This window comes from Streptomyces prunicolor NBRC 13075 (assembly GCF_000367365.1).
GTDB classification, from domain to species: domain Bacteria; phylum Actinomycetota; class Actinomycetes; order Streptomycetales; family Streptomycetaceae; genus Streptomyces; species Streptomyces prunicolor.
Genome location: NZ_BARF01000092.1, coordinates 62,990 through 85,813 on the forward strand (window position 1 = coordinate 62,990; position 22,824 = coordinate 85,813).

The 22,824-nt window shown below is 66.4% G+C and carries 21 protein-coding genes; 6 read left to right on the plus strand and 15 right to left on the minus strand.

Annotated elements, in window-relative coordinates; genetic code table 11:
- Positions 1–111: 111 nt before the first annotated feature.
- From SPR02S_RS39030 to SPR02S_RS39095, 13 genes are all read right to left on the minus strand, one after another.
- Entirely contained in the window at positions 112–1,008 is an 897-nt protein-coding gene (locus tag SPR02S_RS39030) for an endonuclease/exonuclease/phosphatase family protein (protein WP_019062459.1), read from the minus strand.
- A 379-nt stretch (positions 1,009–1,387) separates the two neighbouring features.
- Entirely contained in the window at positions 1,388–1,861 is a 474-nt protein-coding gene (locus SPR02S_RS39040; protein ID WP_158697956.1) for a DUF6082 family protein, read from the minus strand.
- Positions 1,843–2,493, minus strand: coding sequence for a Scr1 family TA system antitoxin-like transcriptional regulator (locus SPR02S_RS39045; protein ID WP_306305751.1), 651 nt, complete (start codon positions 2,491–2,493; stop codon positions 1,843–1,845). Before SPR02S_RS39045 ends, SPR02S_RS39040 begins: the two co-directional genes overlap by 19 nt.
- A 102-nt stretch (positions 2,494–2,595) precedes the next feature.
- On the minus strand, positions 2,596–4,566 hold the full coding sequence (locus SPR02S_RS39050; protein ID WP_106437104.1) for an ABC transporter ATP-binding protein: 1,971 nt from the start codon (positions 4,564–4,566) through the stop codon (positions 2,596–2,598).
- A gap of 195 nt (positions 4,567–4,761) precedes the next feature.
- Positions 4,762–5,817, minus strand: a complete 1,056-nt coding sequence (locus SPR02S_RS39055) for a phosphotransferase enzyme family protein (RefSeq protein WP_019062464.1) — start codon at positions 5,815–5,817, stop codon at positions 4,762–4,764.
- A gap of 127 nt (positions 5,818–5,944) precedes the next feature.
- The gene (locus tag SPR02S_RS39060) at positions 5,945–6,829 is read right to left on the minus strand and encodes an aminoglycoside phosphotransferase family protein (RefSeq protein ID WP_106437105.1); all 885 of its coding nucleotides are present in this window, start codon (positions 6,827–6,829) and stop codon (positions 5,945–5,947) included.
- A gap of 170 nt (positions 6,830–6,999) precedes the next feature.
- On the minus strand, positions 7,000–8,265 hold the full coding sequence (locus SPR02S_RS39065) for a cytochrome P450 family protein (RefSeq protein WP_019062466.1): 1,266 nt from the start codon (positions 8,263–8,265) through the stop codon (positions 7,000–7,002).
- The gene (locus tag SPR02S_RS39070; protein WP_019062467.1) at positions 8,262–9,575 is read right to left on the minus strand and encodes a cytochrome P450 family protein; all 1,314 of its coding nucleotides are present in this window, start codon (positions 9,573–9,575) and stop codon (positions 8,262–8,264) included. The genes SPR02S_RS39065 and SPR02S_RS39070 overlap by 4 nt, the downstream gene beginning before the upstream one ends.
- A complete protein-coding gene (locus SPR02S_RS39075) occupies positions 9,572–10,135 on the minus strand; it encodes a GTP-binding protein (protein WP_026151251.1) in 564 nt (187 codons plus the stop codon). Before SPR02S_RS39075 ends, SPR02S_RS39070 begins: the two co-directional genes overlap by 4 nt.
- A gap of 19 nt (positions 10,136–10,154) precedes the next feature.
- Entirely contained in the window at positions 10,155–10,517 is a 363-nt protein-coding gene (locus SPR02S_RS39080; protein WP_026151252.1) for a DUF742 domain-containing protein, read from the minus strand.
- The gene (locus SPR02S_RS39085) at positions 10,514–10,990 is read right to left on the minus strand and encodes a roadblock/LC7 domain-containing protein (protein WP_019062470.1); all 477 of its coding nucleotides are present in this window, start codon (positions 10,988–10,990) and stop codon (positions 10,514–10,516) included. Before SPR02S_RS39085 ends, SPR02S_RS39080 begins: the two co-directional genes overlap by 4 nt.
- On the minus strand, positions 10,977–12,326 hold the full coding sequence (locus SPR02S_RS57325; RefSeq protein ID WP_019062471.1) for an ATP-binding protein: 1,350 nt from the start codon (positions 12,324–12,326) through the stop codon (positions 10,977–10,979). Before SPR02S_RS57325 ends, SPR02S_RS39085 begins: the two co-directional genes overlap by 14 nt.
- Positions 12,327–12,449: 123 nt before the next feature.
- Positions 12,450–12,644 (minus strand): hypothetical protein, encoded by a 195-nt coding sequence (locus tag SPR02S_RS39095; protein WP_019062472.1) that lies wholly within the window; start codon positions 12,642–12,644, stop codon positions 12,450–12,452.
- 795 nt (positions 12,645–13,439) lie between these two features.
- Here SPR02S_RS39095 and SPR02S_RS39100 point away from each other — a divergent pair.
- The 4 genes from SPR02S_RS39100 (at position 13,440) to SPR02S_RS39115 (ending at position 18,071) form a co-directional block, all read left to right on the plus strand.
- Complete coding sequence (locus SPR02S_RS39100; protein WP_078623130.1) at positions 13,440–14,897, plus strand: helix-turn-helix domain-containing protein; 1,458 nt, start codon at positions 13,440–13,442, stop codon at positions 14,895–14,897.
- A complete protein-coding gene (locus SPR02S_RS39105) occupies positions 14,894–15,622 on the plus strand; it encodes an HAD family hydrolase (protein WP_019062474.1) in 729 nt (242 codons plus the stop codon). The genes SPR02S_RS39100 and SPR02S_RS39105 overlap by 4 nt, the downstream gene beginning before the upstream one ends.
- A gap of 101 nt (positions 15,623–15,723) precedes the next feature.
- A complete protein-coding gene (locus SPR02S_RS39110) occupies positions 15,724–17,199 on the plus strand; it encodes a helix-turn-helix domain-containing protein (protein WP_019062475.1) in 1,476 nt (491 codons plus the stop codon).
- Positions 17,196–18,071: a phosphotransferase family protein gene (locus SPR02S_RS39115; RefSeq protein WP_019062476.1), complete on the plus strand. Its 876-nt coding sequence runs from the start codon at positions 17,196–17,198 to the stop codon at positions 18,069–18,071. The genes SPR02S_RS39110 and SPR02S_RS39115 overlap by 4 nt, the downstream gene beginning before the upstream one ends.
- A 31-nt stretch (positions 18,072–18,102) precedes the next feature.
- On the opposite strand, the gene SPR02S_RS39120 is transcribed toward SPR02S_RS39115, so the two are convergent.
- Positions 18,103–19,065, minus strand: a complete 963-nt coding sequence (locus SPR02S_RS39120) for an FAD-dependent oxidoreductase (protein WP_019062477.1) — start codon at positions 19,063–19,065, stop codon at positions 18,103–18,105.
- Positions 19,062–20,522 (minus strand): NsdA family TPR-like regulatory protein, encoded by a 1,461-nt coding sequence (locus SPR02S_RS39125; protein WP_026151255.1) that lies wholly within the window; start codon positions 20,520–20,522, stop codon positions 19,062–19,064. The genes SPR02S_RS39120 and SPR02S_RS39125 overlap by 4 nt, the downstream gene beginning before the upstream one ends.
- Before the next feature lie 248 nt (positions 20,523–20,770).
- On the opposite strand from SPR02S_RS39125, the gene SPR02S_RS63560 reads away from it, so the two are divergent.
- The gene (locus SPR02S_RS63560; protein WP_158697958.1) at positions 20,771–21,247 is read left to right on the plus strand and encodes a helix-turn-helix domain-containing protein; all 477 of its coding nucleotides are present in this window, start codon (positions 20,771–20,773) and stop codon (positions 21,245–21,247) included.
- 341 nt (positions 21,248–21,588) lie between these two features.
- Entirely contained in the window at positions 21,589–22,821 is a 1,233-nt protein-coding gene (locus SPR02S_RS39135; RefSeq protein WP_019062480.1) for a helix-turn-helix domain-containing protein, read from the plus strand.
- Positions 22,822–22,824: the final 3 nt, after the last annotated feature.

Here is a 22,824-nt window from a genome sequence, read left to right on the forward strand (position 1 = left end):
GCGGGGCAGTGGATGGTCCTGTGTCAGGCGGCGAAGGCGATCGGGGGCAGCGGGTCGAAGCGCCGCCTCAGGCTCCGTAACCAATGCGAGACGTCAGCGTGCAGGCTCCAGTCAGTTGGGGATGCTCATCAGGCGGTCGACTTGGTCGAGGTCCCAGCGGGTGATGGTGAGAGCATGGTCGGTCCACCGCCGTATGTCGGGGGTGTCGATGACCTCGAAGCCGAGCAGGGCCGACGCCAGGTCAGGGGTGCTGAGTTGCCAGTCGATGCGCTGCGGGGGACCTTGATCGGTTCGCTGGAGGCTGGCGGTCGGGGCCAGGGCCTGGCTCTGGCCCCGGACGGTGGCGGCGTGGCGGGCGAGGTCGGTGAAGACCGGCTGTCGGCCGCCTGTGAGGATCTCGCTCGGTCGCGTGTCCCAGACGCGCAGGCCGAACCGCTCGATGGTGCGGTGCTGATAGTGGATGCGGTCCTTGACCTGTCGCCGTCTAAGCTTCTTGCTGATCTCGGCGCGGCGGCGGACGAAGCTGTTGCCGTCCATTCCGATCAGGACGGTGTGGCCATGGTCGGCGTAGGTGGTGAGCCGGCGGGCCTCGGTGGCCTTCTGGTCGGGGTCGAAGTGGCACAGGTGGGCCGAGCCGAGATGCAGGGTTCTGGGGCGACCTTTGCGGCGGACCTGCACGTGGCAGATTTGTTTCCAGCCCAGATCGTCGTTGGTGTGGGCCACGATGTCGAAGAGGCGTGGGTCGACCATCACCCCGGTGGGGTTTTTACTGCGGCCCTCGCGCTCCTCGCCCATGAATGGGATCAGGCCGCCGAGCGCGTGTGCTTCCGCGTACAGGGCGCGTTTGCCGTCGGCGCCCGCTCCTGACAGTTCCTGGCGGAAGACGATGTGCGGTTTGTACCGCGCGAGGATCTCAACCGGGCTGGGAGAGTGGTTCCTGCCGTCGACCGGAGCGCGGCCGTTCTTCTGGATGTTCCAGGACGCGGCCACGAGCACGTTGGGCGTCATGTGGTCCTCCTCGTTCTAGATCAGCAGCGGCGGGCACGGGACAGGGCGGCAAGGTGGGTGGCACGACAGTCCAGGGGCGGGCCGTGCCAACCGTGTTCGTCAGGCCCAGTAACCGAGGTCAGGGGGGTTCGATGGTCGGCCAACTCGGCTTACTGCAGGTGGTGTTGAACCTCACCGACGCAGGGGCGGACGGTGTCCCGGCCGAAGAAGTAGCCGTGGAAACTGCTGCGGGCGGGCACTCACCGGACGGTTCGAGACCGACCTCGGTGTACAAACACCCGCCCTTCTCTCAACTGGCACACCACGTGAAGGGTTGTCGCGCCGTCCCAGGGGGCGGAGGCTGCCGGGAACGGGACTCGCGCCCAGTGTCACCAACACCTCAGCCAGCGGTACCCGAGCCGGGCTGTGGCAGGACCGCTCCGGTTTCGGCTTGGTAGGCCGCCTCCAGGAGCCGGTGGAAGCGGCGACCGCAGCCGTCACTTGCCGCATGGGCTCGCCTTTCTCGTACGCGGATCCACCACTCCCGGCCCTCGGGCGTGGCGAACAGGGCACCCGCTGCGTCATGTACCCCATCGGCCGACAGGGTGCCGACGCGATGCAGCGCCTCCCACGCCGCGACCCATGCGTTGCGGTGCACGTGAAGGCGGCGCTCGCGGGGGTCGAGCGGCGTCAGGCTGCCCCAGATCTCGCGAAGTCCAGGTCGCTCGACCTGAGTGGCGAGCAGCCGCTGGTGTATCCGTGCGCTCTCCAGGACGGTCCAGTCGCGGTGACGGCGCTCGCTGAGGATGAGGTGGGCAATGCCCGTGCCCGCGATGGTGAACAACGCGGCGGTCATTACACGGTTGCTGCGCATGGGAGATCACTTCCTTCTCTGACGTCGGCCAGGTCTGCAGACGTCGGTGCGAGCACGTTTTGAAGCCCCAACAGGTGCTGGGAAGCTGAGGTCCCGGCGAGGGCGAGCCGATAGAGCCGCGCAAATGCGGCGGTGTAACGGGAGGTCTGCTCACGGTGTTCAAGGACAACCGGCTTCGGGGTGACAGGGAGGACGACCCGGTGGCTGTCGATGATCACAAAGGGCTCCATGGGGAGTTCCTCCGGCCTGCGGCCCGCGTGCAGGGGAATCAGCGACACCGAGAGGTTCGTCGCCGGGCGGAGAAGTCCCAATAGGTGGCCGATCTGGGCGCGCATGACGTCGCGCCCGCCAACCTGGTGGTGAAGCACCGATTCCTCAAGCACGAACGCGACGGGTACGCCGTTCGGAAGAACGGCTTCGTCGTGACCGCATTCCCGGGCAAGCGGATACGAGCGAACGGCCTCCCGATATCCGTAGATCTGCAAGGGTCCCGGCACCAGAGTGGAGGCGTAAATCCGGATACGCCGTGCTCCATGCCATGGCACTCCCCAAATGGTGGGCCTGCCCGGGCCTGACGCGTGCCTCGCCCCGTCCGCGTTCAGTCGTTCGTCACTTCGCATGGTCACTGCCATCGCGACCGTCGTCCGTCAGGGCCAGACCGGTGGGGCTTCCGCTTCTCTCGCGCAACGTCGTCTCTGCTCATCTAGGAAGCCTTCTCGCTGGTGTCGAATCGTTCAGAACAAGGCGGACTGGTTCGGCGACGCGTCCTCGTCGGAGCTAACCTGCGCGGGAACGCGGCCGGTGCGCTCGTTTTGGAGATCCCACAGTTCGCGGAACAACCCGTCCTCCTGGGCCAGCAGTTCGTCGGGGGTGCCGTGTTGGATGACGCGGCCTTTGTCCAGAACGAAAATGCGGTCGGCGACGGTCACGTTGGTGAGCCGATGGGTGACCAGGACGACCGCTCGGTCGGTCGCGAGGCGGCGCAGCCCGGTGAAGATGCGGTGCTCGGCCCGCGGGTCGAGGGCCGCGGTCGGTTCGTCCAGGACGAGCAGTCCGGCCGGCCGGTGGAAGGCTCGGGCGAGCGCGATTCTCTGCCACTGTCCACCGGACAGTTCCTGCCCTCCCCACCATTCCTTGGCGAGCAGGGTGTTCAAGCCGCTGCGCAGCCCGTCGACGACCTCGTCGGCGCCTGCAGCATGCGCTGCCGCGAGCACCGCGGTGTCCCCGTCCTCGGTGGCCTGGCCGAGGGTGATGTTCTCCCTCGCCGACAGAGGCCAGCTCGCGTAGGACTGCGGTACGACGGCAACACGCTCCCAGGTGGCATGCGCGTCCAGGCCCCTGGTATCGGCGCCATCCCAGGTGACGGTTCCCTGATCGGGGAGATACAGCGCCGAAAGGATCTTGCTGAGGGTGGTCTTGCCCGAGCCGTTCTCCCCCACCAGCGCGACGACTTCGCCGCGCCGGACTTCCAAGGAGACGTCGTCGAGGGCGGGATGGTCAGCGCTTGGATACTGGAAGGTGATGTTCTCGGCCCGTACGACCGTGGGCGCGGCCGGCACCCGAGGACCGCGGTCGATGCGGTGTCCGCCGGCTTCGTCGATGAAATCCGCCCAGTCGTCCAAGTACATACCTGTACGGAAGAGTTGGGCTCCGTAGCCGACGATCCCGTCCAGTCCCGCGCTGACGCGGCCCAGAGCGAGAAACGCCGTGCCGAGGGCGGCGACCGAGATCTGCCCGGCGGATACCAGCAGCGCTAGTGCCACCCACACCACCGCGTGGGCAAGACCTCCTGCCACCCCACCCACCAGGGAGATCTTGGCGGAGTGCCAAGTGGCCTGATCGGTCGTCGTGTCGATCCGTGCCCCGGCCGTGCGGTACTTGTCGAGCAGGAAGGGTGCCATGGTGCCGGAGCGGACCTGGTCGGCGGTCTGCTTGTCGACCAGGTACCAGCGCAGCATGCCCAGGAGCCGCCGGTCCTTCGACGTGGCGAGCGAGGCGATGTAGCTGAGGCGTGCTGCTCGCACGCTGGCCAGGCCTTTCGGTAGGGCGGCCAGAACAAGCAGCGGCAGGAGGATGGGATGCACAGCGGTCAAGACGAACGCCGAGGCGACCAGCGATGCCGATGCGGCAAGGATGTACTGGGCTTGAGTGAGAAGGTCCCTGGAGACCTCTACACCCCGGTCGGCAGCGTCCCACCGGTCGTTGTATCCGGGGTTGTCGTACGCGGCAAGTTCCGCCTTGGTCGCCGCGTCGAGGAGTTCGAGTTCGGCCTCGCGGGCAATACGCGGGGCGAGCCGGGCAGACAGCGCCGTGGAGACGATGCCGAGCAGGGCACGCAGACCGATGGCCCCCGACAGGACCATAAGGGACGGTACGGCGGAGCGGATCTGGTCGCCGCTGATGTGCTGGGAGGCGATCAGCGGCTTGATCACGCCGGTGGTGGCCATCAGCCCGAACGCCTCCAACACCCCCGAGAGGAGCTGGACGCCGAGCAGGGCGATGACCGCGGCACGGTCGACCTGCCATCCCAGTGCGAGGGATCGGCGGATCAGTTGGGGCAGGCGTCGGGCCATCGCGCGGGTGGTGATCGCGTTGGCGGCTTCGATGCGGCGGTCGCCGGGGATGACAAACTTCAGTTCCTCGTCCGGCATCTCCGCCTCACCAGTGGGCGGGGTTGTGCCAGAGGGCTTCGGGATGGTTGTCATCAGCTCCAGCCCTCCGCAGATACACGGTTCCCGGCAAAGGTCGTAGGGAAGCCCAGCACTGGCTGTTTGTGGATGATGACCAGGTACAAGCCGATCACTGTTCGATACGCCAAGGTGTCCCCCTGTATGCCGAATACGGTTGACGCCGTTGCTCAACGCCCTTGGAGTGCGGTGCAGTTGATAGCTGCGGGATGGTCATGAGCTGTCTCCGCCCGCTCCGAAGGCGGTGAGTTCGTCTTCGATGCCTTCAAGGTCACCGAGCAGACGGCGGATGGCGGTTTGACGCTCGCTCCAGTGCCGCTGCAGATCGAGCTCAGCGTCTTGGGGCAGGTTGTACTCGGCGGTGGTGGCGCCGTAGAAGCTGAAGAGCATGTAGAGCAGCGCGATCCGGGCGCAGGCTCGGACCTCCTGTATCGGGAGGCTGGGGTGCTCGGAGCAGTAGGCCCTGACCATGGCCAAGGCGCAGGCTTTCCACTCGGTGCTGGTGGCGACGGTGCGCGGGTCGAACGCCGCTCGCCCCAGTTCCCAGGCCGGCAGCGCGCTGGCGCAGCGGAAGTCGATGATGCCGGTGACGGCATTGAAGAGGGTGATCAGGTTGGTGCGGGTGAGATCCGCATGCAGCGCCTGTTCCACCAGCGTCGTGGGCAACTGTCGGCGCAGCACGGCGGCGTGGATGAGCAAGTCCGTACGCCGCTGGTCGAGGTCCGCACGAAGTTGGTCGAGATCGTCGTGGCCGTCGCGCGCGGCCTTGGCCATCACGGTGTCGCACTTCGCTGCGGCACCCTCGACGGGCTCGGTCCTCCAGCGAGCCTGCTGTACGCGGTTGGGTAGCGGGTACGCGGCGAGTACACGGTGCATACGCCCCATGACGACGCCGATGTGCTCGGCCAAGGGGACCGTCATGGCCGACGTGGTCACCCGGCCGGGAGCCTCGTCGACCACGGCCCACGCGCTGCCTTCCGCGATGGTGACCAAGTTGTCGTCGGCGTCGGGCCACACGCGCGGAACGGGGAGATTCGCAGCCCGGCAGTATTCCGACATGTCCCACGCGTTGCGCGCGGCGTCCAGGTCGGCCGTCGACGGGTACTGCTTGACGAACAGCCGTAACCCGTCGTCGGTCAGGACTCGCCGGTTGATCGTGTCCGTGCCCATGTGCACCGGTACGACGACGTCGGCAATGAGCCCGTACCGGTCCTCCAGCACATCCGCGGTCAATGCCGCGTCCCGCCCTGCTTCGTCCATCTGCATCATCGGCCTCCGTGCGCCGAAGGACTGCGTCTCGTAGGGACGGTTAGCGCAGGGTCTTCCGTGCGCGCCCGTTCCTCGGCGATGCCGGGGAGGAAACGGTGGTGGTCCGAGGTGGCTCCGGAGGAGGCGTTCACGAAGCCCACCCGCCCCACAGGCGGTTGCGGCTTTCCAGGCGCAGGTTGTCCAGCATCGTGTGGGCTTCGTCGACCAGGCCGATGTCGTGATGCCGCAGCCCCCAGGCCAGGGCGTCGACAGCGTCCAGGGCCCCGTACGCCCGGCACGCCACCACTTCGTCTTCGGTGAGGGTGCGGCCGTATCCGTTGTGGAACGCGGCGTTGAGTTCTGGGTTGTGATGCAGAATCCGGTAGCGCAGGCGGCTGAGGTCTCGGCGTGGTGCGGGCTGGAGTTCGGCGCGTTCGAAGTCGATGACCCTCAGGAGCTGTTCGGACTCGTCCCACATCCAGTTCTTCGGCATGTAGTCGCCGTGCCCGGCGACTTGCGGTAGCCGTGGCGGCGGCTCGCTCAAGAGGGCTCGGGCTGTCGAGAGTTCGGGCTCGGGCACGTAGGCAGCGGCAGATGCCAGGACCTTCGACACCGTCTGCTCCCACGCGTCCTCGGCCGTGTCTGCGGTGGGCCCGCCGCCGGCCGCCGAGTGATGGCGGGCGAGCAGTTCGCCCGCCTGCTCGTAGGCCTTGCGCTCCTGATCGGCCGGCAGCCGGAGGGAGTTGAGACTGTGGCCGGGCACAGCGGTGACCAGGATCGTCTGTGTGGCGGCCTCGGCGACGACCAGGTCGGGCGTCCGACCTGGGCCGAGAGCGATCGTCCACTTCTGGTAGGCGTCGACCTCACGCCGGTGCAGCCTTGGCCCGGCGTGCTGCTTGACGAACCACCGCTGGCGGCCAGACGCGCAGACCTCCCAAACCGACGGCCTCATGCCGCCGGGTCCGGGGTGCTCGGCGACCACCGCGTAGGTATCGGTCACCGTTCCCACCAGTTGATGAAGTGCACTGGGCATTTCGGTCACGCTGCTACGCCCTCCTTCCGTTGGCCGAGCCACCCAAGCGGCACACTCAGTGATGTGTCGGGTGCTCTGGGTATTCATGTGCGGGTGTGGAGTGTGCCAGGAGCCACTGACAACGCGGCCTGAGCAGCGATGTCAGTACGGTCCTGGGCTACGGCCAGGGTCTAGGCGGGAGCGCCGTCGAGGTAGACGGGGATCTTCTGGTGGCCGTTGGAGATGAACGAAGCGAGCGGGCTCAGGTCCTCGGCCGTCGTTGCGAGGGCGAGGCGGGGGTAGCGGGTGAAGAGGGCGTCCAGTGCGATACGGGCCTCGATGCGGGCCAGGCCGGCGCCGAGGCAGTAGTGGGCCCCTACTCCGAAGGACTGGTGATTCTTGCGGGTGGGCCGGGTGACGTCGAAGCGGTCGGGATCGGGATGGGCTTCGGGGTCGCGGCCGGCGGCAGCGTAGTTGATGACAAGGAGTTCGCCGCGAGCGAAGGTCAGTCCTGTGGCGGGGTCGTGGATGTCTTCGGTGGCGAAGCGAGGAAGGATGTTGGCGATCGGGGCCTGGTGGCGCAGGGTCTCTTCCACGGCGTCGGCCATCGTGACGTCGTCGTCTTCGCTGCGGACGAGGGCGAGTTGGCCGGGGTGGGTCAGGAGGTCGACCACGGCGTGGTCGATAAGGTTGACGGTGGTCTCGTGTCCGGCGCCGATGAGCAGCAGGAGGCTGTCGATCAGCTCCTGGTGGGACAGCCGTGTGCCGGTGTCGGTGTCGTGGGCGTCGATGAGGGCGGTGGTGACGTCGTCGCCGGGCATCTCGCGCTTGGCCGCAACGAGGTCGTTCAGCGCGTTGTAGAGGGCGAGGTTGTTGGCTTCCGCCTGCTCTTCGGTGAAGTCGGTGGCGAAGGCTCCGCCGATCAGTTCGCGGAAGGTGTCGTGCAACTCGTCGGGGACGCCGAGCAGGGTGTTGACGACGCGCAGCGGCAGTATCCACGCGAAGGTCGCCCGCAGGTCTACAGGTGTATCCGTGTCCCGGTGACGTTCGAGGTCGTCGAGGAGGGATCGGGTGATGTCCTCGATCGCCGGGGTGAGCGCGCGGATTCGGCGGATGCTGAAGCTGGAACCGATCAGGCGCTTCAGCCGGGTGTGTTCGGGGCCGTAAGCGGTCAGGGCATTGCGGACCTGGATCCACAGAAGCAGCGGCCACTTCTCCGGGATCTCCTGGTTGATGAAGGCGGGCCAGTGCTTGTGGGCGTCTTTGGAAACCCGTTCGTCCAGGAGCAGCCGCTCGATCAGAGCCGCGTCCGTGACCGACCAGGCGAGGACGCCTCCGGGGAGTTCGATCCGGGTGGCGGGGCCGAGCGCGCGCAGTTGGCGGGCTTCGCGGTGGATGTCCGAGCCTGTCGGGTCGATCGCGAACGGGCATCCAGACTGGGGCAGTTGGGTGGTCATCGTGATCCTCCGATGGGGTATGTGCCGGCTGGCGCGGTACGGGGGAACGTGACGGGGAGATGAGTCCAGCCGCTGTGGAAGGTGCCGGGACGGCGCATCAGCTGGCTGGGTGAGCAGTTGAGAGCGAGGTCGGGCAGCCGGTCCAGGACGCGTTCGATGGCGGTCTCGGAGATGACGCGGGCCAGGTCGGGTGCCGGGCAGGCGCGGATTCCCGCGCTGAACGCGAGGTGCGCCCGGTTGCCCGCACGGCGGTCTGCGCCGGCAGCGAGGGCGGGGTCGCTGTTGGCGGCTGCGAAGGATACGAGGATCGGGACACCGGGGAGCAGGCGGACGCCCTCGTAGATGTGCTCCTCGCGCAGGTACAACGGGCAGTAGTTGGAGATGGGCGGGTCTTCCCACAGGACCTGGTCGAGGGCGTGCGAGACGGGCCGGACGCCGGTGTGGACGTCGCCGCTGAACCGGTCGTCGGTGATCAGCAGGAGCAAGGCGTTGGCGATCAGATTCGTGCACGGGGTGGTGCCGGCCCCGATGACGAGGAGGATCTGCTGGATCATCTCCTCGTCTGTCAGGCGTGCCGGGTGGGCCACCAGCCAGGAGGTGACGTCATAGCCGGGATGGTCTCGTTTGAGGCGGGTCAGGGCCAGGCAGGCCGCTTCCAGGTCGGCGTTCGCCTGGGCCGCATCCTGGGTGGTGTCGAAGAGCTTGGCGATGGCGCCGACGATCGCGTGACCGAGGTCGAGTGGGCAGCCGAACATGTCGATCAGCACCTGCATGGGCAGCGCGTCAGCGAAGTCGGCGACGAGGTCGGGGCGTTCCAGGTTGACGAGGCGGGTGAGGAGATCGTCGGCGATGCGGGCCACGCTGGCGGCCAGGGCGTGGGTGTCGACCCATTCCAGGCTGTCGGTAATGGCGCTGCGCAGCCGACTGTGGGCGCCGCCGTCGAGCCACAGTGCGTTCTGCCGGGGCTGCATCATCATGAGGGCCGGGCTGTCGGCGGGCACCTGCCCTTTCCGCAGGGCCTGCCAGTGGACCGGGTTCTTGAGGAACACCGTGGGGGTGTTGCGCAGCAGGTACAGGGCGGCGCGGTAGGTGGTGGTGATGTAGGCGTAGACGCCGCGGTCGAGTTCGCACGGCGCGATCGGCCCCTGCGCCCGTAGCCGGGCGTACGTCGCGCGAGGGTCCGCGCTGAACTCCGCTCCGTGGATCGGCAGCAGGCGGTTCGAGACCGGCGCGGATGGCGGCGTGCCGTACGGGCAACTGCTGGACGTCGGCGGGCGGTACGAGGTCGGTCCGTGGGGAGGCATGGTCATGGGGTGGACTCCGGCAGCAAAGTGAGGAGGTAGGACACGAGACGGATCAGGGCCTGCTTGGAACTGGGCTGGTCGCGGGCATCGCAGAACACGAGCGGAGCGTCAGCGGGCAGGTCCATCGCGGCCCGCAACTCGTCGGCCGTGTAGGGGGGAGAGTCCGGGAACTGGTTGACCGCAATGGCGTAGGACAGGCCCAGCTGCTCCACCACGCCCATGACGGGATAGCTCTGAGCGAGATGACGTGTGTCCACCAGCACCAGGGCTCCGAGGGCGCCGTGGGCGAGATGGCTGAGGATGGGAAAAAACCGTTCCTGCCCGGGAGCGCCGAACAGGTACAGCACGAGTTTGTCGTTGAGGGAGAGCCGGCCGAAGTCGAGAGCTACCGTGGTTTCGTGCTTGTCCGGGCGCCCTCGCAGGTCATCAACGGCGGTACTGGCAGCGGTCATCACCTCCTCCGTCTTCAGAGGGCGAATCTGTGACATCGTGCCGATGAAGGTGGTCTTACCCACGGAGAAGGGCCCCGCGACCAGGATCTTTACGGTGGTCTCGTCACCACGCAGATAGGTTCCCTCGGCGGGGTTAGAGGTTGTGGAGCCCCTCAAGGACTGCCTCCAAAAGCTGTCGGTCGGCCGTCTGGACGGCGTAGAACTTTCCGTTCGTAGTGATATGGCCGCGTTCCATCAGGTCGGCGAGCAGGATCCGCAGAACGCTGAGCGGTAGTTCGAGATACGCCCCGACCTCCGCCACCGACAGGGCCCCGGGCTGACACAGCTCCAGCACGCGACGCTGCTCGGGAGTCAGGCCCGTGCGCTCCAGGCCAGGGTTGGCGAGGCACACGCTCGTGACGAAGTCGAAGTGGTTGCGGCTCGGTTCGTACCGGCCGCCCGTCACGACGTGCAGACCCACCAGTCCCGGACCCCGGGTGCGCCGGGACGCTGTCATGACGCGGACGGCGCCGACTGCCGTGCGGGAAGGCCGAGTTTCTCGCCGATCCGGTCGACGACCTTCTCCATCGTGTAGGACACGGCCTCAACGTCCGCCTTGTCGTTCATGGCCACCGTCAGGTAGGTGCCGATGTTGGCGGAGATGACCGTGATGTAGGCCTTGTCGAACTGGAGCAGGGTCCTCTGCCAGGGGCCTGCGGAGAAGGGCTCCTCTTTGTTCCGCCTCGGAGTGCTCGCGAACTCGGTGGACTCTTGACTGACGGCCTGGAGCCCGGTCACCGCCGCAGCCATTCGCTCGGCAATGTCGGAGGGCATCTCCTGGTTCCGGTCGATGTCCTTGGAGCAGGTGACCGGCAGCCCGTCGGCCGACAGCACCAAGGCCCGCAAGACTCCCGGCAGAACGAGGAGTTCCTCGTTCAGCATCCAGCCCAGCCCGCGCAGAATGCCGAGCCTGTTGTCAGCGGTCGTCATCGGTCACGTTCCTTTCATCTACAGGGAGTTGGGAATCGGAGCCTGGATCCGGTGTGCTGGCTCGTTGGACGCCTCGGAGGAACGCACCGACGGCACGGCCACCGTCGCTTGGGGGCAGAGCCTCGTGGACCGAGGAAGCGGCGTGCCGTGGACCAGGGGCTTGCCGTGTGCGCTGCGGGAGCCCGCTGTCGGACCGGGCGGGGTACTCCGGGGGAGCGTCGATTGCGGGGGCAGCCTCCGCGGCCGGTGCTGGGGCCAGAGCGTCAACGGGCTGGTGCATCCGCGCCCGCTCGCCGGCCGTCTGCCGGTCCGTGAGGGGAAGTAGCAGTTCCCGAGGGATGAACACCCATGCTCGTACGCCACCTGTGGCGGACTCTTGATCGGCTCCCGCCCGGAATCCGTACCGGGCCGCGTACTGGCCGGCTGTGACCAACCCGAGCCGGGGCGGGTTGCGCATCTGAGTGATCCAGACCTGCTGCTGGCCCGAGAGCAGGCGGGCGGCGGTCGCCCGTTCCTCGGGCGTCATCCCAATGCCCGAGTCGTCGATGAACACGCTCACCCCGTTGGTCCCCGGGACGAACCACACCTGCACCTTGGTGCCGGGCTCCGAGTGGCGGGCGGCATTGTCCAGCAGCTCCGCCAGCGAAAGGACGACGGGCTCCACCGCCCGGCTGGTCACCGCGTACGGAATCTCGCCGGTGATCTCGATACGGTCGTAGTCGCGGATCCGGGAGACACCGCCACGCACGACATCGAGCAGGGACGCGGAATCGCGCTGCCGCCCGGGCCAGGAGCCGATGAGCACGCTGAAGGTCTGCAGACGCCGGGCCAGCTGATTGCCGCCGTGGGAAATCTCGATCGCGTCCTGGAGCACCTTCGGGTCGTGATGGTTCTCAACCATGCCCTCCACCGCACCCTGCAACTCGTTCACGAGCGGCTGGATCGCGCGGATGAAGGTGTTCAGCGTCGTGCGCGTCACGTTCTCCGCCCTGTCGGCGGACTGGACCGTGGTGTCCTGCACCGTGCGGAGGACCTCCGCCAGCGCCTGGCCGAAGACCGTGTCGCTCAACTCCGCGTGGAGGAAGGGAGCGATCGCTGCCTGCTGGCCGCTCAGTACGGCATGGATCAGATTGGGTACCTGCTGGTGCGCCAGATGCCGCACCTCACTGTCACGCGCCTCGACTGCTGCCCGCTCCAGGCGCAGGGAAGCCTCAAGGCTGGTGACGCGTCGCTTGTTTTCGATGGACGTTGCACGAAAGCGCAGGGCTACGGCCAGGGTGGCGACGACCGCCAGGGCCAGGAGCCAGAAGACCGGGTCCGATATGCGCGAGGTCATCAAATCCTCGAAGTCAAAGGGAAGTTGGGTGAGTTGGCAGCACCAGCGGACGGCGCCGTGCGGTTTCGTACGACGCTTGAAGCACCCGTGCGTCCCTGCCTGACTTGCGTGAAGGGGGTGCGACTAGAACTTGATCCCGCCGATCATCCTCACGAGGCTGGTAGTGGCCTGCGAGATCGTCGGCGCGATCGAGGAACTGGCGAGGTAGAAGCCGAGGAGTGTGCAGACGACTGCGTGTCCGGCGTTCAGCCCGCCCTTCTTGATGAGCAGGAACGTGATGATCGCCAACAGGACGACGGCCGAGACGCTAACCGCCATGCGGCGCCTCCCCTGCTCGGATACCTGCCGACCGCGTTAGGGAGAGCCAGTGGAGGAGAGCGGCACTGTGCATGCACGAGTGCTGGCCGTCAGGGGGCAGCAGCCAGACCGTCGAACAGCGCGTGTGCCCGGCGATCTGTCTATCGAGCGTGCACTCCCACAAGCGACCCGAACGGCACACCGTCTGTGGAGCGTGCCACCGGTATGCCGTGCCGGCTTCGACCGGAACGTGGATCCGGGAATGCGCGTGGCAGCAGAGCACCGGCCCCACAGCCAGTCCCCGGATTCGGGCGCCCTCGACCGCACGTAACCCAACGAGCAGTCCCGCCTGCACGACGTCGACGGGGCCGAGCCGCGGCAGCGGGTGGGACGCGAGCTGGATCCTCCAGGGCAGTTCGGTCTGCGCGAGCGGCAACGCCGGCTCCGGTACGACGGGGCGGAGTTGCGACCGCTGCCAGCCGACCAGCGGCACTCGAGGTGGGACTGGGTGCTGGGCGGTGTGCGGATTGAGGGCGGTTTCAACTCGGCCTGGCGAGACAATCACCGGGATCTCCTGTGCGTCCGGACACACTGACGGAGCCGCTTGACCAAGCGACTGCTGTCACAAGGACGTTGGCTGATCCCTAAGACTGTTTACCGAAAGGGGATTACGCACATTCCGAGGGTGATATCACTGAGGTGATTCCGGTTCCGGAAAGGTCGGGAACCACAGGCGCTCGGCCGGGGGAGGAAAGAGTGCCGCAGCAGGTGCAGCGACGCTGTGATCGGTGTGGCTGTCCCCTGAGCCAGTACAACATGGACACACTCTGTGCCGCCTGCGTTCGCTCACGGACTTGGGAGAAGAACACCCCTTCCGTCCCGGAACACATCTGGAACGACCCAGATGTGCGAAACGCGTTCGATGCTTGGGATTTTGGCCGGGCCAGCCGCCTCATCCGACTCCACGGTGGTCTCCGTCAGGACGACATGGCCAACCTCACCGGCCTCAGTCAGGCGTTTCTCTCCATGTTGGAGAAGGGCAATCGCCGCCTCACCAACATCGACAAGATCATCGAGTTCCTCACCGGCCTCGGTGTGCCCCCGGATCTGGTTGCGCTTCCGCTACCGCATACTTCCGCCCCAGCAGCACAGGAGCGGTCAGCCCAGTTCGCCGGCGACGCTGATCCCAGCCTGCCCTGGACCGCGGCCCGTATGGTGGCAGCACTGGATACAGCGGCAGGAGGCAGCGCGATGGACCGTCGACGATTCCTCACCGCAAGCGGCGTCGCCCTCACCGCGTTCGTGAACGCGTGGGACACAGCCGAGGCCGAACCCCTTCATCGAGCTGCGGAGGGAAGTCGCCTCACCAACGACCTTCTTGATGGCCTCCAGCGCACCACCGACAGCCTGCGAACTATGGACGCGAGTGACGGCAGCGGCACTCTAACCAGCCTTGGAGACCGTCACCTCCAGTTCCTCAAACAGCTCGCGGAAGAAACGTCGTACGACGAGGCGACAGGGCGACGGCTCGCGGCGATCATCGCCGACACCGCGGCCCAGACCGGATGGTTCGTCTTCGACTCCGGTGATCGCGACCGCCCACTCAGCTACCTCTACGCCGCTCTCCGCGCCGCGAAAGCCTCACAAGACGTACGGCTCGGGGCCGGCGCCCTGTCCTACATAGCCATCCACGGTTACTCCACCGGAGCGCCGCATCAAGCCGTCACCGCGGCACAGCGAGCCCGCGACAAGATCAGGAACCTCGGCACGCCTGCACTCGAAGCGATGCTCTTGACTCGACAGGCCCGCGGGCACGCCAAGCTCGGCGAACGCCAAGCGGCAATCGCCGCGCTCGGTAAAGCCGCTGAGCTGTGCGCCCAAGGCCGCTCGGAACACGACCCGCACTGGCTCTATTGGGTCAACGAGGGCGAGATCCACGGACAGGCAGGCAGCTGCTACCTCGACCTCGGCGACCCACGCAGCGCCGTCGACAGCTTCTCGAAGGCCCGGGAGGCACTCAACCCAACGGACCACCGCACCAGGGGCCTGTTCCTCTCACGCGCCGCAACCGCCCACATCGAGCAGGGAGACCTCGAAGCCGGGTGCGCCACGGCACACGAAGTCCTTGATCTCGCAGAGAAGCTTCAGTCAGCGCGGTTCGGCAACCACGTCACGAGCATGATCCAGCACCTCCGTCCCGTCGCCCACAGCCAGTACGTTCATGACGTACTGGAGCGACGCGCTGCCGTGACCACAGCAGGGAGCCGAACTTGACCGACGCCGGCCAGATCCTCGTGCTCTGGGATATCGACCGCACTCTGCTGTACGTCGGTGACATCGACCGGCAGGTATATCGGGAGACCTTCGCTGAGGTCGTTGGCCGCCCCGCGGAACGCCTTCCGGCGCGCGGCACCGGCGTCACCATGCCCCTCGCGATTCGATCCCTACTCATGGACAACGGCGTCCCCGAGGACGCCGTCCCCGGCCTAGTGCCGCGCATGGTGGAGCTCCTACCGCAGCGCCTCGCCGCGCACTCCGACGACCTTCGTGAGCAAGGCGTGCTCCTGCCCGGCGCCGTGGACGCACTCAAGGCTGTACGCGCACAACCAGGCTGCGTACCTACGGTCGTCACGGGGAACCTCAAGCCCAACGCGCTGCTGAAGCTCCAAGCGTTCGGCCTCACCGCGTTCCTAGACGTCGAGGTCGGCGGTTACTCCTCGGACAACGATCACCGTCCAGCCCTCGTTGGCGTTGCCCAGGAACGAGCTCAGACCAAGTACGCAACGGCATTCACCCGCTCGAACACCGTCATCATCGGCGACTCCCTTGAGGATGTCCGCACAGGCCTTGAAGGCGGTGCTCCCGTCATTGGAGTCGCCTCCGGCAAGACCTCCGCCGACCAACTGCGCTCGGCAGGAGCCGATGTCGTGCTCGGAAGTCTCGAAGACGTCGCACAGATCTTGGACGCGATCGGAGCAGTGACATTCGAAGGCCCGTGACCGCCGTATAGCAGCCCTCACCTGCATGTATCACCTGCGTGATACAGGATCGCCAGCGCCCGAACGTACGCTGACGTGCGCAGACAAGGAACGGGGGTGCGATGGGGAAGAACGCTCGCACATGCGCCGACTGTGGATGCCGACTGAGCCAGTACAACCTGGAAGACCGGTGCGCGGCATGCTCCCGCGACAGGCGACTGGATGCTGACCTCAGCCCCAGCATCCCAGCAGAGGTCTGGATCGGCCTGGACATCCAAAATGCCATCGCCCACTGGGACTTCGGCCTCGCAAGTCGCCTCATCCGCGAACGAGCGGGGCTCCGGCAGGACGACATGGCGTTCATGACAGGACTCAGCCAGAGCTTTCTGTCGATGCTCGAAGCCGGCAATCGACGCTTGACGAACCTCGACAAGGCCGCACGCTTCCTGCAAGGCATCGGAACCCCGGACGCCTTGCTAGCCCCACCATTCCGCGAACACCAAGACCCCTCTATGCCTGCCCAGATCCAGCACTCCGGGACTGATCGTGATAGCACACGGCCAGCGGCGCGCGACAACCCAGACCTAAGCGATCTGGCAGCGCAGGCCGCGGTGCAGTCGCTGCACTTCACGGACGAGATCGCCAAGACCAACGTGAGCGATGTCGAGCTTGAGGGCCTTGAGTTCACGCTTACACAGATCGCCAGCGACTACGTCCATGCTCCCTTGCGCCGGATCTTCACCGACCTCGTCACGACACGTGACCGTCTCTTCGCGCTGCTGACCGGCCGTCAGCCGGCCGGGCAAACCCGCGAACTTCTCCTCCTCGCCGGCACGAGTTGCCTTCTGCTCGCGCACGCGTCACAGAATCTCGGTGACGAAGACGCCGCAATCGCGCAACTGCAGACGGCTTGGTCGTTCGCGGAACAGGCAGACCACAACGACCTACGGGCCTGGGTCAAAGGCACAGCGGCACTCATCGCGGAATGGTCCACTCGGCGGCAGACGGCTCTCGACTACACGCGTCAGGCGATCCAACTGGCACCAGGTGGGCAGACCCGTATCCGCATCGCGGCAATCGAAGCCAGAGCGGCGGCACGCATCGGGGACCGCACCACGGCCATGGGCGCGCTCGAGAACCTCCACCGTGCCCGGGAGCAGAGTGCGGCTCCCGACGCTCTCACCCGTTTTGGAGGCCTCCTCACGTTTCCCGAGGCGAAGCAGGAGTACTACATCGGGGGAACCTTCGCTCTACTCGGAGAGCACCAGCGGGCCGAACAGCACGCCTCCACGGCCATCGAGTTGTACGAGAACGGCCCCAAGGAGCACCGGTCATACGGTGACGAGGCCCTGGCCCGCCTGGACATCGTCACCGCGCGCATCATGGCAGGAGAAATCGACGGAGCCGGTGAGCAACTCCAGCCCATCCTGGAACTCCCGGCGGACCGGCGGATCCGGCAACTCGGCGACGCCATGCGGGGAGTGACTAGGCTGCTTGAGGAACCGCGGCTCGCACGTAGCCCAGTCGCCCGTGAAATAGCGGACGCAACCCGCGGCTACCAAGCGATCAACACCCGAACGAAGGCCCTCGCCCCATGACCACGACGGTCTCACCCGAGTTCGCGGCCCGCATGGCCTCCCGGGCGGCCGGCCTCGCAGAACAGCCCCTTACCCAGCTCCACCAACACGCCACCTCCGTGTTCCTGCTCACCAAAGAAGACGTGGTCGTACGCGTCAGTCCCGGCTCCCAGCAGAAGCGCCTGGAAACGGCCGTGTCTCTGACCCGGTGGCTCGTCGCCAACGCCTTCCCAGCGACAGAACCCTTGGCTGTCCCACAACCAGTGGCGTACGACCCGTACGTTGTGACCTTCTGGCGCCACTATCCACAGCCTGAGGACGATGCACCGCCCGTCGGACGGCTGGGCAAGCTACTCCGTGACCTCCACGACCTGCCGTCACCTCCGGTGTCCCTGCCCCAGTTTCTGCCGCTCGCCTCGCTCAAGAACACTGTGGACTCCAGCACCTACCTGGATTCAGGTCGCCGAACGTGGCTGACCGAACGGCGAGACGCTCTTCTGGAAGAGTACGAATGCCTGGACTTCCCACTCGGCCATGGACATATCCACGGCGACGCATATCCCGGCAATACCCTTTGGGCACATCGGGACGTCCGGCTCGGCGACTGGGATGAAGCGGCCATTGGGCCACGAGAGGTCGATCTGGCTAACACATTCCAAGGAACTCGTTTCGGGCGTACCGCCGAAGAGCTGGATGCATTCAGCTCTCAGTACGGATACGACATCAGGCACTGGCCCGGACTCCAGATTCTCTGTGAGATCCGGGACCTGCACACGCTCGGCTCGTACATCCGACGCGCCGATCGCGGAGATGCCGCTGCCGCACGGCAGTTGTCGTATCGCATCGAGACCCTGAGAAGCCGCGACGACCAAGCCCAGTGGGCAGTCGGCTGACATACTCGCCGGCTTGGAGGGTGAGCCACTCTCACGGGGCCATCGCCGCGGCTACCAACGCGGCGATCTCGCCCGCGCAGCCCCACGACAAGGTGACGCCACTGCCGCCGTGCCCGTAGTTGTGGAACACCATGGCACCGTTCGCGAGGCCCTCCGCCTCGACCCGAACTTCAACGCGTGTCGGCCGGGCTCCCACTCGATGGGCGATAACCTGCGCCGTCGCCAATGCAGGCTCGATCTCAGCGCACCGGTCGACAATGGCCCGGGCCGTTTCGGGATCATCCCGCAGATCACCTTCACCGTCGATCGCGCTGCCGCCAAGCACGACGGTCCCGCCGTGCGGGTAGATGCACAGAAGATCGGGCGACAGACCTGTGTCCTCGGAGAAGAACTCTGTAATGCCCGGGTTTTTCACGACCACATGCTGACCGCGGATCGGTCGGACACCGGGGTCACCAGCGAGATCTCCGCCTGCCAGGCCGGCGCAGTTGATGATCGCGGATGCGCGTTCGACCGCATCGAGGGATTGGATCGTCGCCCGCTCAACGACTCCCCCCACCTGCTGGAAGCGGTCCAACAGGTACTGCAGGTAGACCGGCATGTCGATGAGCGGCACCGTGAACCGATAGCCACTCGCGAAGCCGACTGGTAGCTCATCCGGCGCGCAGGTGCGGAAATTGGGCAGCAGACCGCTCCATGGGGGTGCTGGCACGTTGGTCCGGGCCGCCTCGATCCCGCTGACCATCCGTACTCCTGTCGCGGGATCGTCGCTCAGAGCCTCGAAGGCGCTCAGAGAAGCGAGACTCCAGTCGCGCACGCGCTCCCAGGGCTCAACCAGATATGGCCCCCACATCGCCCCGGCCGCCAGCGATGTCACACCAGGAACTTCCTCCGCCACGAGACGTACGGGGTGACCCGCTTCGAGGAGCGCGACCCCGGTCGTGAGACCGGAGACGCCGGCGCCGATGATGACGATCGTCCGCTCTGCTGTCATGCCCCGACCGTATCCGTCCGACCTGGCCCCGTTCCGGGATACGTCCGCAGGCTCTCCTCCAACTCGGGCAGGAACGTGCCGACATGCGGATTTCGCTGCCGCCGACGCAACTCGACAGCCAACTGCTGAAGGAGTTCGGTGCTGCGCGGCGAGCGGACCGTCTCCAGGCGCGCCACCGCGGTCCTCGCGATGTCGCAGGAGCGTTCCAGCTCGCCCGAGGTGCTGTAGCCCAGCGCGAGCCAGGCGCCTTCGAACAGGGCTCTTCGCTGGCTCGGATCTCCCTTGCTCACCCTGTGCGCCCCCGTCTCGACGAGTTCCGCGCCGCGCCGTACCAGGCCGCGACCAGCCGACCGGTTCCCCTCCTGCACCGTCGAGCGGCCCAGGTTGATCGTCGAGTAACCAGTCTGACATTCCAGGTGGTTGGGCGTGAGGAAGTACATCCACCGCGGCTCGGTTTCAATCCCCGATCGCGTCTCGATCAGTTCGCGCGCCGTTCCGCTGGCCCGTTCGAAGTCTGCCGTCCGTCCAGCAGCGGCGTACCCGTGCGCGAGTCGGGAGAGAACCGACGCACGTACGCTGGCGGTTCCACCGCTGCTTGCCCGCCACGCAGCCTCGCCCAAGGTGATCGCGTCCGCGGGATGGCGCCGGCTGGACGCCTGAAACGACATGTCGGCCAGGATGTGCGCGCACAGCTGTCTGTCGTTGACCTGGTGCGCTGCTCTGAGTGCGGTGACGAAATACCGTTGAGCGAGACCGTGGTGAGCGGAGTCGAAGGCCATCCAGCCGGCGAGCTGCCCGATCTCGGCGAAGGCGCGGATCAGACGGATGGTCGCGGTCTCGGGAAACCCTCCCTCGTGCAGCAACAGACCGACTGCCCGGAACTGAGCCCCGACGTATGGGAGATGGCGTGCGCCGCCGTTGGCGTCGTCGAGAAGTTGCAGCAACGGCAGGTTGTGCTCGACCTGGGCGACGAGAGGATCGGACGACCCGTCGTCTGTGATCCTCGGAGCGAAGTCGCCATGCCCTGCTGTTCCGTTGAGGTATTGAGAGATCGCCGCGAGCAGCCCTGACCCCGAGATAGCCAGGAAACGACGGCGGTCAACAAGCCCGCCAAGCACCCAGTCCTCCACGATGTGATCAAGCCCCTTGACGGTCCACGGGTGATCCAATCCTGAATCCGCGGCCAGCAGCACGGGAGAGTCCAGCGCCTTGCCCCGCCACAGGTGCCCAACGGAGACGGGGCGACCCAGCTCCTGTGACAGAACGTACGCCGTCATCGCAGGCAAGGGCGAGCGCGGTACACCACCCGCATCTCGCCAGTGGTACGGCGCGGACTCGGCAACCGTCCCTGCTCCGAAGACACGGTTCAGTCTTCGAGCGAGAGCCTTGGGACTCCAGCCGAGCTCATCGAGGCATTCCGACAGCACCACGTTGTGCCTGCTGTTCGCCTCCGACATTCCCACTCCCTCCCTCCGACGATCGCCACGTGCCTCTGCTCGGGCATTCCCACGATTCAGCTCGATCCATCAACGGGGCCCAAAGTTGACCGAGTTGACTGCCTGATGCCCTGCATGGAACCCGCCCCTGTGCGGTGTCCTAGTGCTTCGGGTTACGAACGTCGTCTCTATGCCCAAGGGCGGACAGGGCAGCGGCTCAGAGCCCATGTGGACCTGCGCATCCATCCGGACTCAAGGAGTGACCGTCCGTGCTGGCCGGACAATTCGCCGACGCACGACCTTCAGGTTCCACTCGCCGTTGCGCCAACTGCGCAACCCGCTTGAACAGGTACAACGACGGGCTTCGTTGCTTCGCATGCAGTCGGGGCGTCAGCCTGCCAGAGGCCGCCGTGCCCGCGATTCCGCCGGATGTGTGGAGCGATCGCGAAGTGCAGCAGGCCCTGGTCGAACGCGACTTTGGTGCACTCTGTCTTCGTGTCCGCGGATTGACGTGTATGCGCCAAGAGGACCTGGTACTGATGACAGGGCTGAGTCAGCCGTTCCTGTCGATGCTCGAATCGGGCCGCCGCAAGCTCACCAACATCGACAAGATCGTTGACCTCCTTGCGGGTCTCAAGGTGCCGGAAGAGCTCGCTGGCCTCATGCTTCGCAAGCCCAACTCGTATGGCGCAGGGGGCGTTGGAGTCGACATCCCCAGGGAGAATCCGGCGCCAAATGATCGATGACCCTCAACGTCACCATGGGCACGTCGCTGATCCCTCCGAGTCGACGCTACTGCAGCGGGATATCACTCTCGTGATATCACCGGCGAGATGAAGTACCACCCGCGCCCGCGCACGTGCGCCTCGCTGGTCGAAGCAGTTCGAGCCCGCCGCTGCCAACGGGAACTCCGAAACCTCGGCTTCGACGCCCTGGACTCGTAGGCGTGGCCGGACGAAGTGTCCGGCCAGTTCTAGGCCCGAGAGCGGATGTTGAACATGGCACCGCAGCCCGAATCGCTTCCTGATCTCGCGGACTGCTCGGCCGCTACCTTGAATGACGGAGCAAAGTTGGGGAGGCAGCGTGCATGCGTGGTCTTGGTGATCACCTCAGCATCGGAGAGCGGATCGCGTTCTACCGCGAGCGCCGGGGCTACACGCAGCCCGTTCTTGCTGGCCTCGTCGGGCACAGTACCGACTGGCTGTCGAAGATCGAGCGAGGAGTGCGGAAGCCGCCGCGAATCGACAAGCTCGCTGAACTCGCTCGTGTACTGCGTGTCCCGCTCGGCGACTTGATGGGTCAGCCCGTCCTCCTGGAGGACGAGGAAAAGCAGATGGACGACGTGCCGGCGGTCCGCGATGCGCTGATGAGCCCTCGACGGCTCTCCAAGCTGCTCTTCGGTTCGACGGCGGAACGGCAGCTGCCTCGACCGGATCAGGCGCAGGTCTTCGTCGAGCGCAGTTGGGGCGACTACCAAGCCGGCGTTCTTGGCGACGTCATCGCCGCCCTGCCAGGTCTGCTGAGAACCGCCCAGGAGCTGGAAGACCTTCCGCCCGGTGATCAGCGGCGACGCGGCCTTGCCATCTCAGCCCGTACACATCACCTGGCGGCAACCACCCTCGCCAAGGTCGGCGAGTCCGACTTGTCGTGGCTCGCGGCCGAACGAGCCATGCGGGCCGCCGACGAATCCGAGGACCCGCTATCGCTCGTCTCCGCCGCCCGCTCCGGTACGCACGCGCTGCTGGCCAACGGGCGATATGAGGACGCCCTCGAACTCGGCGATACCGCAGCGGCCTGGCTCGCCAGTCAGGTTCACGACGATGACCCGGCCGCCTTGAGCCTGCTTGGCATGATTCATCTGCGAGCTGCTGTGGCCGCCGCACGTCACCAGGATCGAAACACCGCCAACTCCCTGCTGGAGAAAGCGCAGCGGCTCGCCGACCGGCTCGGTTCCGACGAGAACCACTGGCATACGTGCTTCGGTCCGACGAACGTCGAGCTGCACCGGCTGTCGATCGAGCTTGACCTGGAGAACATCCCGTACGTCGTCGAGCATGGCGGCATTGACGTTTCCTGCATGCCAGCGGAACGTGCCGTGTCTCACCGCATCGACTATGCCCGCGGCCTCTGCCTCAGAGGTCGAGTCGATGAGTCCTTCAGCGAACTGCGGGAAGCCGAACGCGCTTCGCCGCAACTCGTGCGGAACAATCCACGTGTACGCGAGACCCTTCGCGACCTGAGGAAGCAGTCCCCGGTCACGGGTGGCAGCCACTCGTCCGAGCTGCTGGCCATGGCCCAACGATGCAGGGCGGTGCTGTGAGTT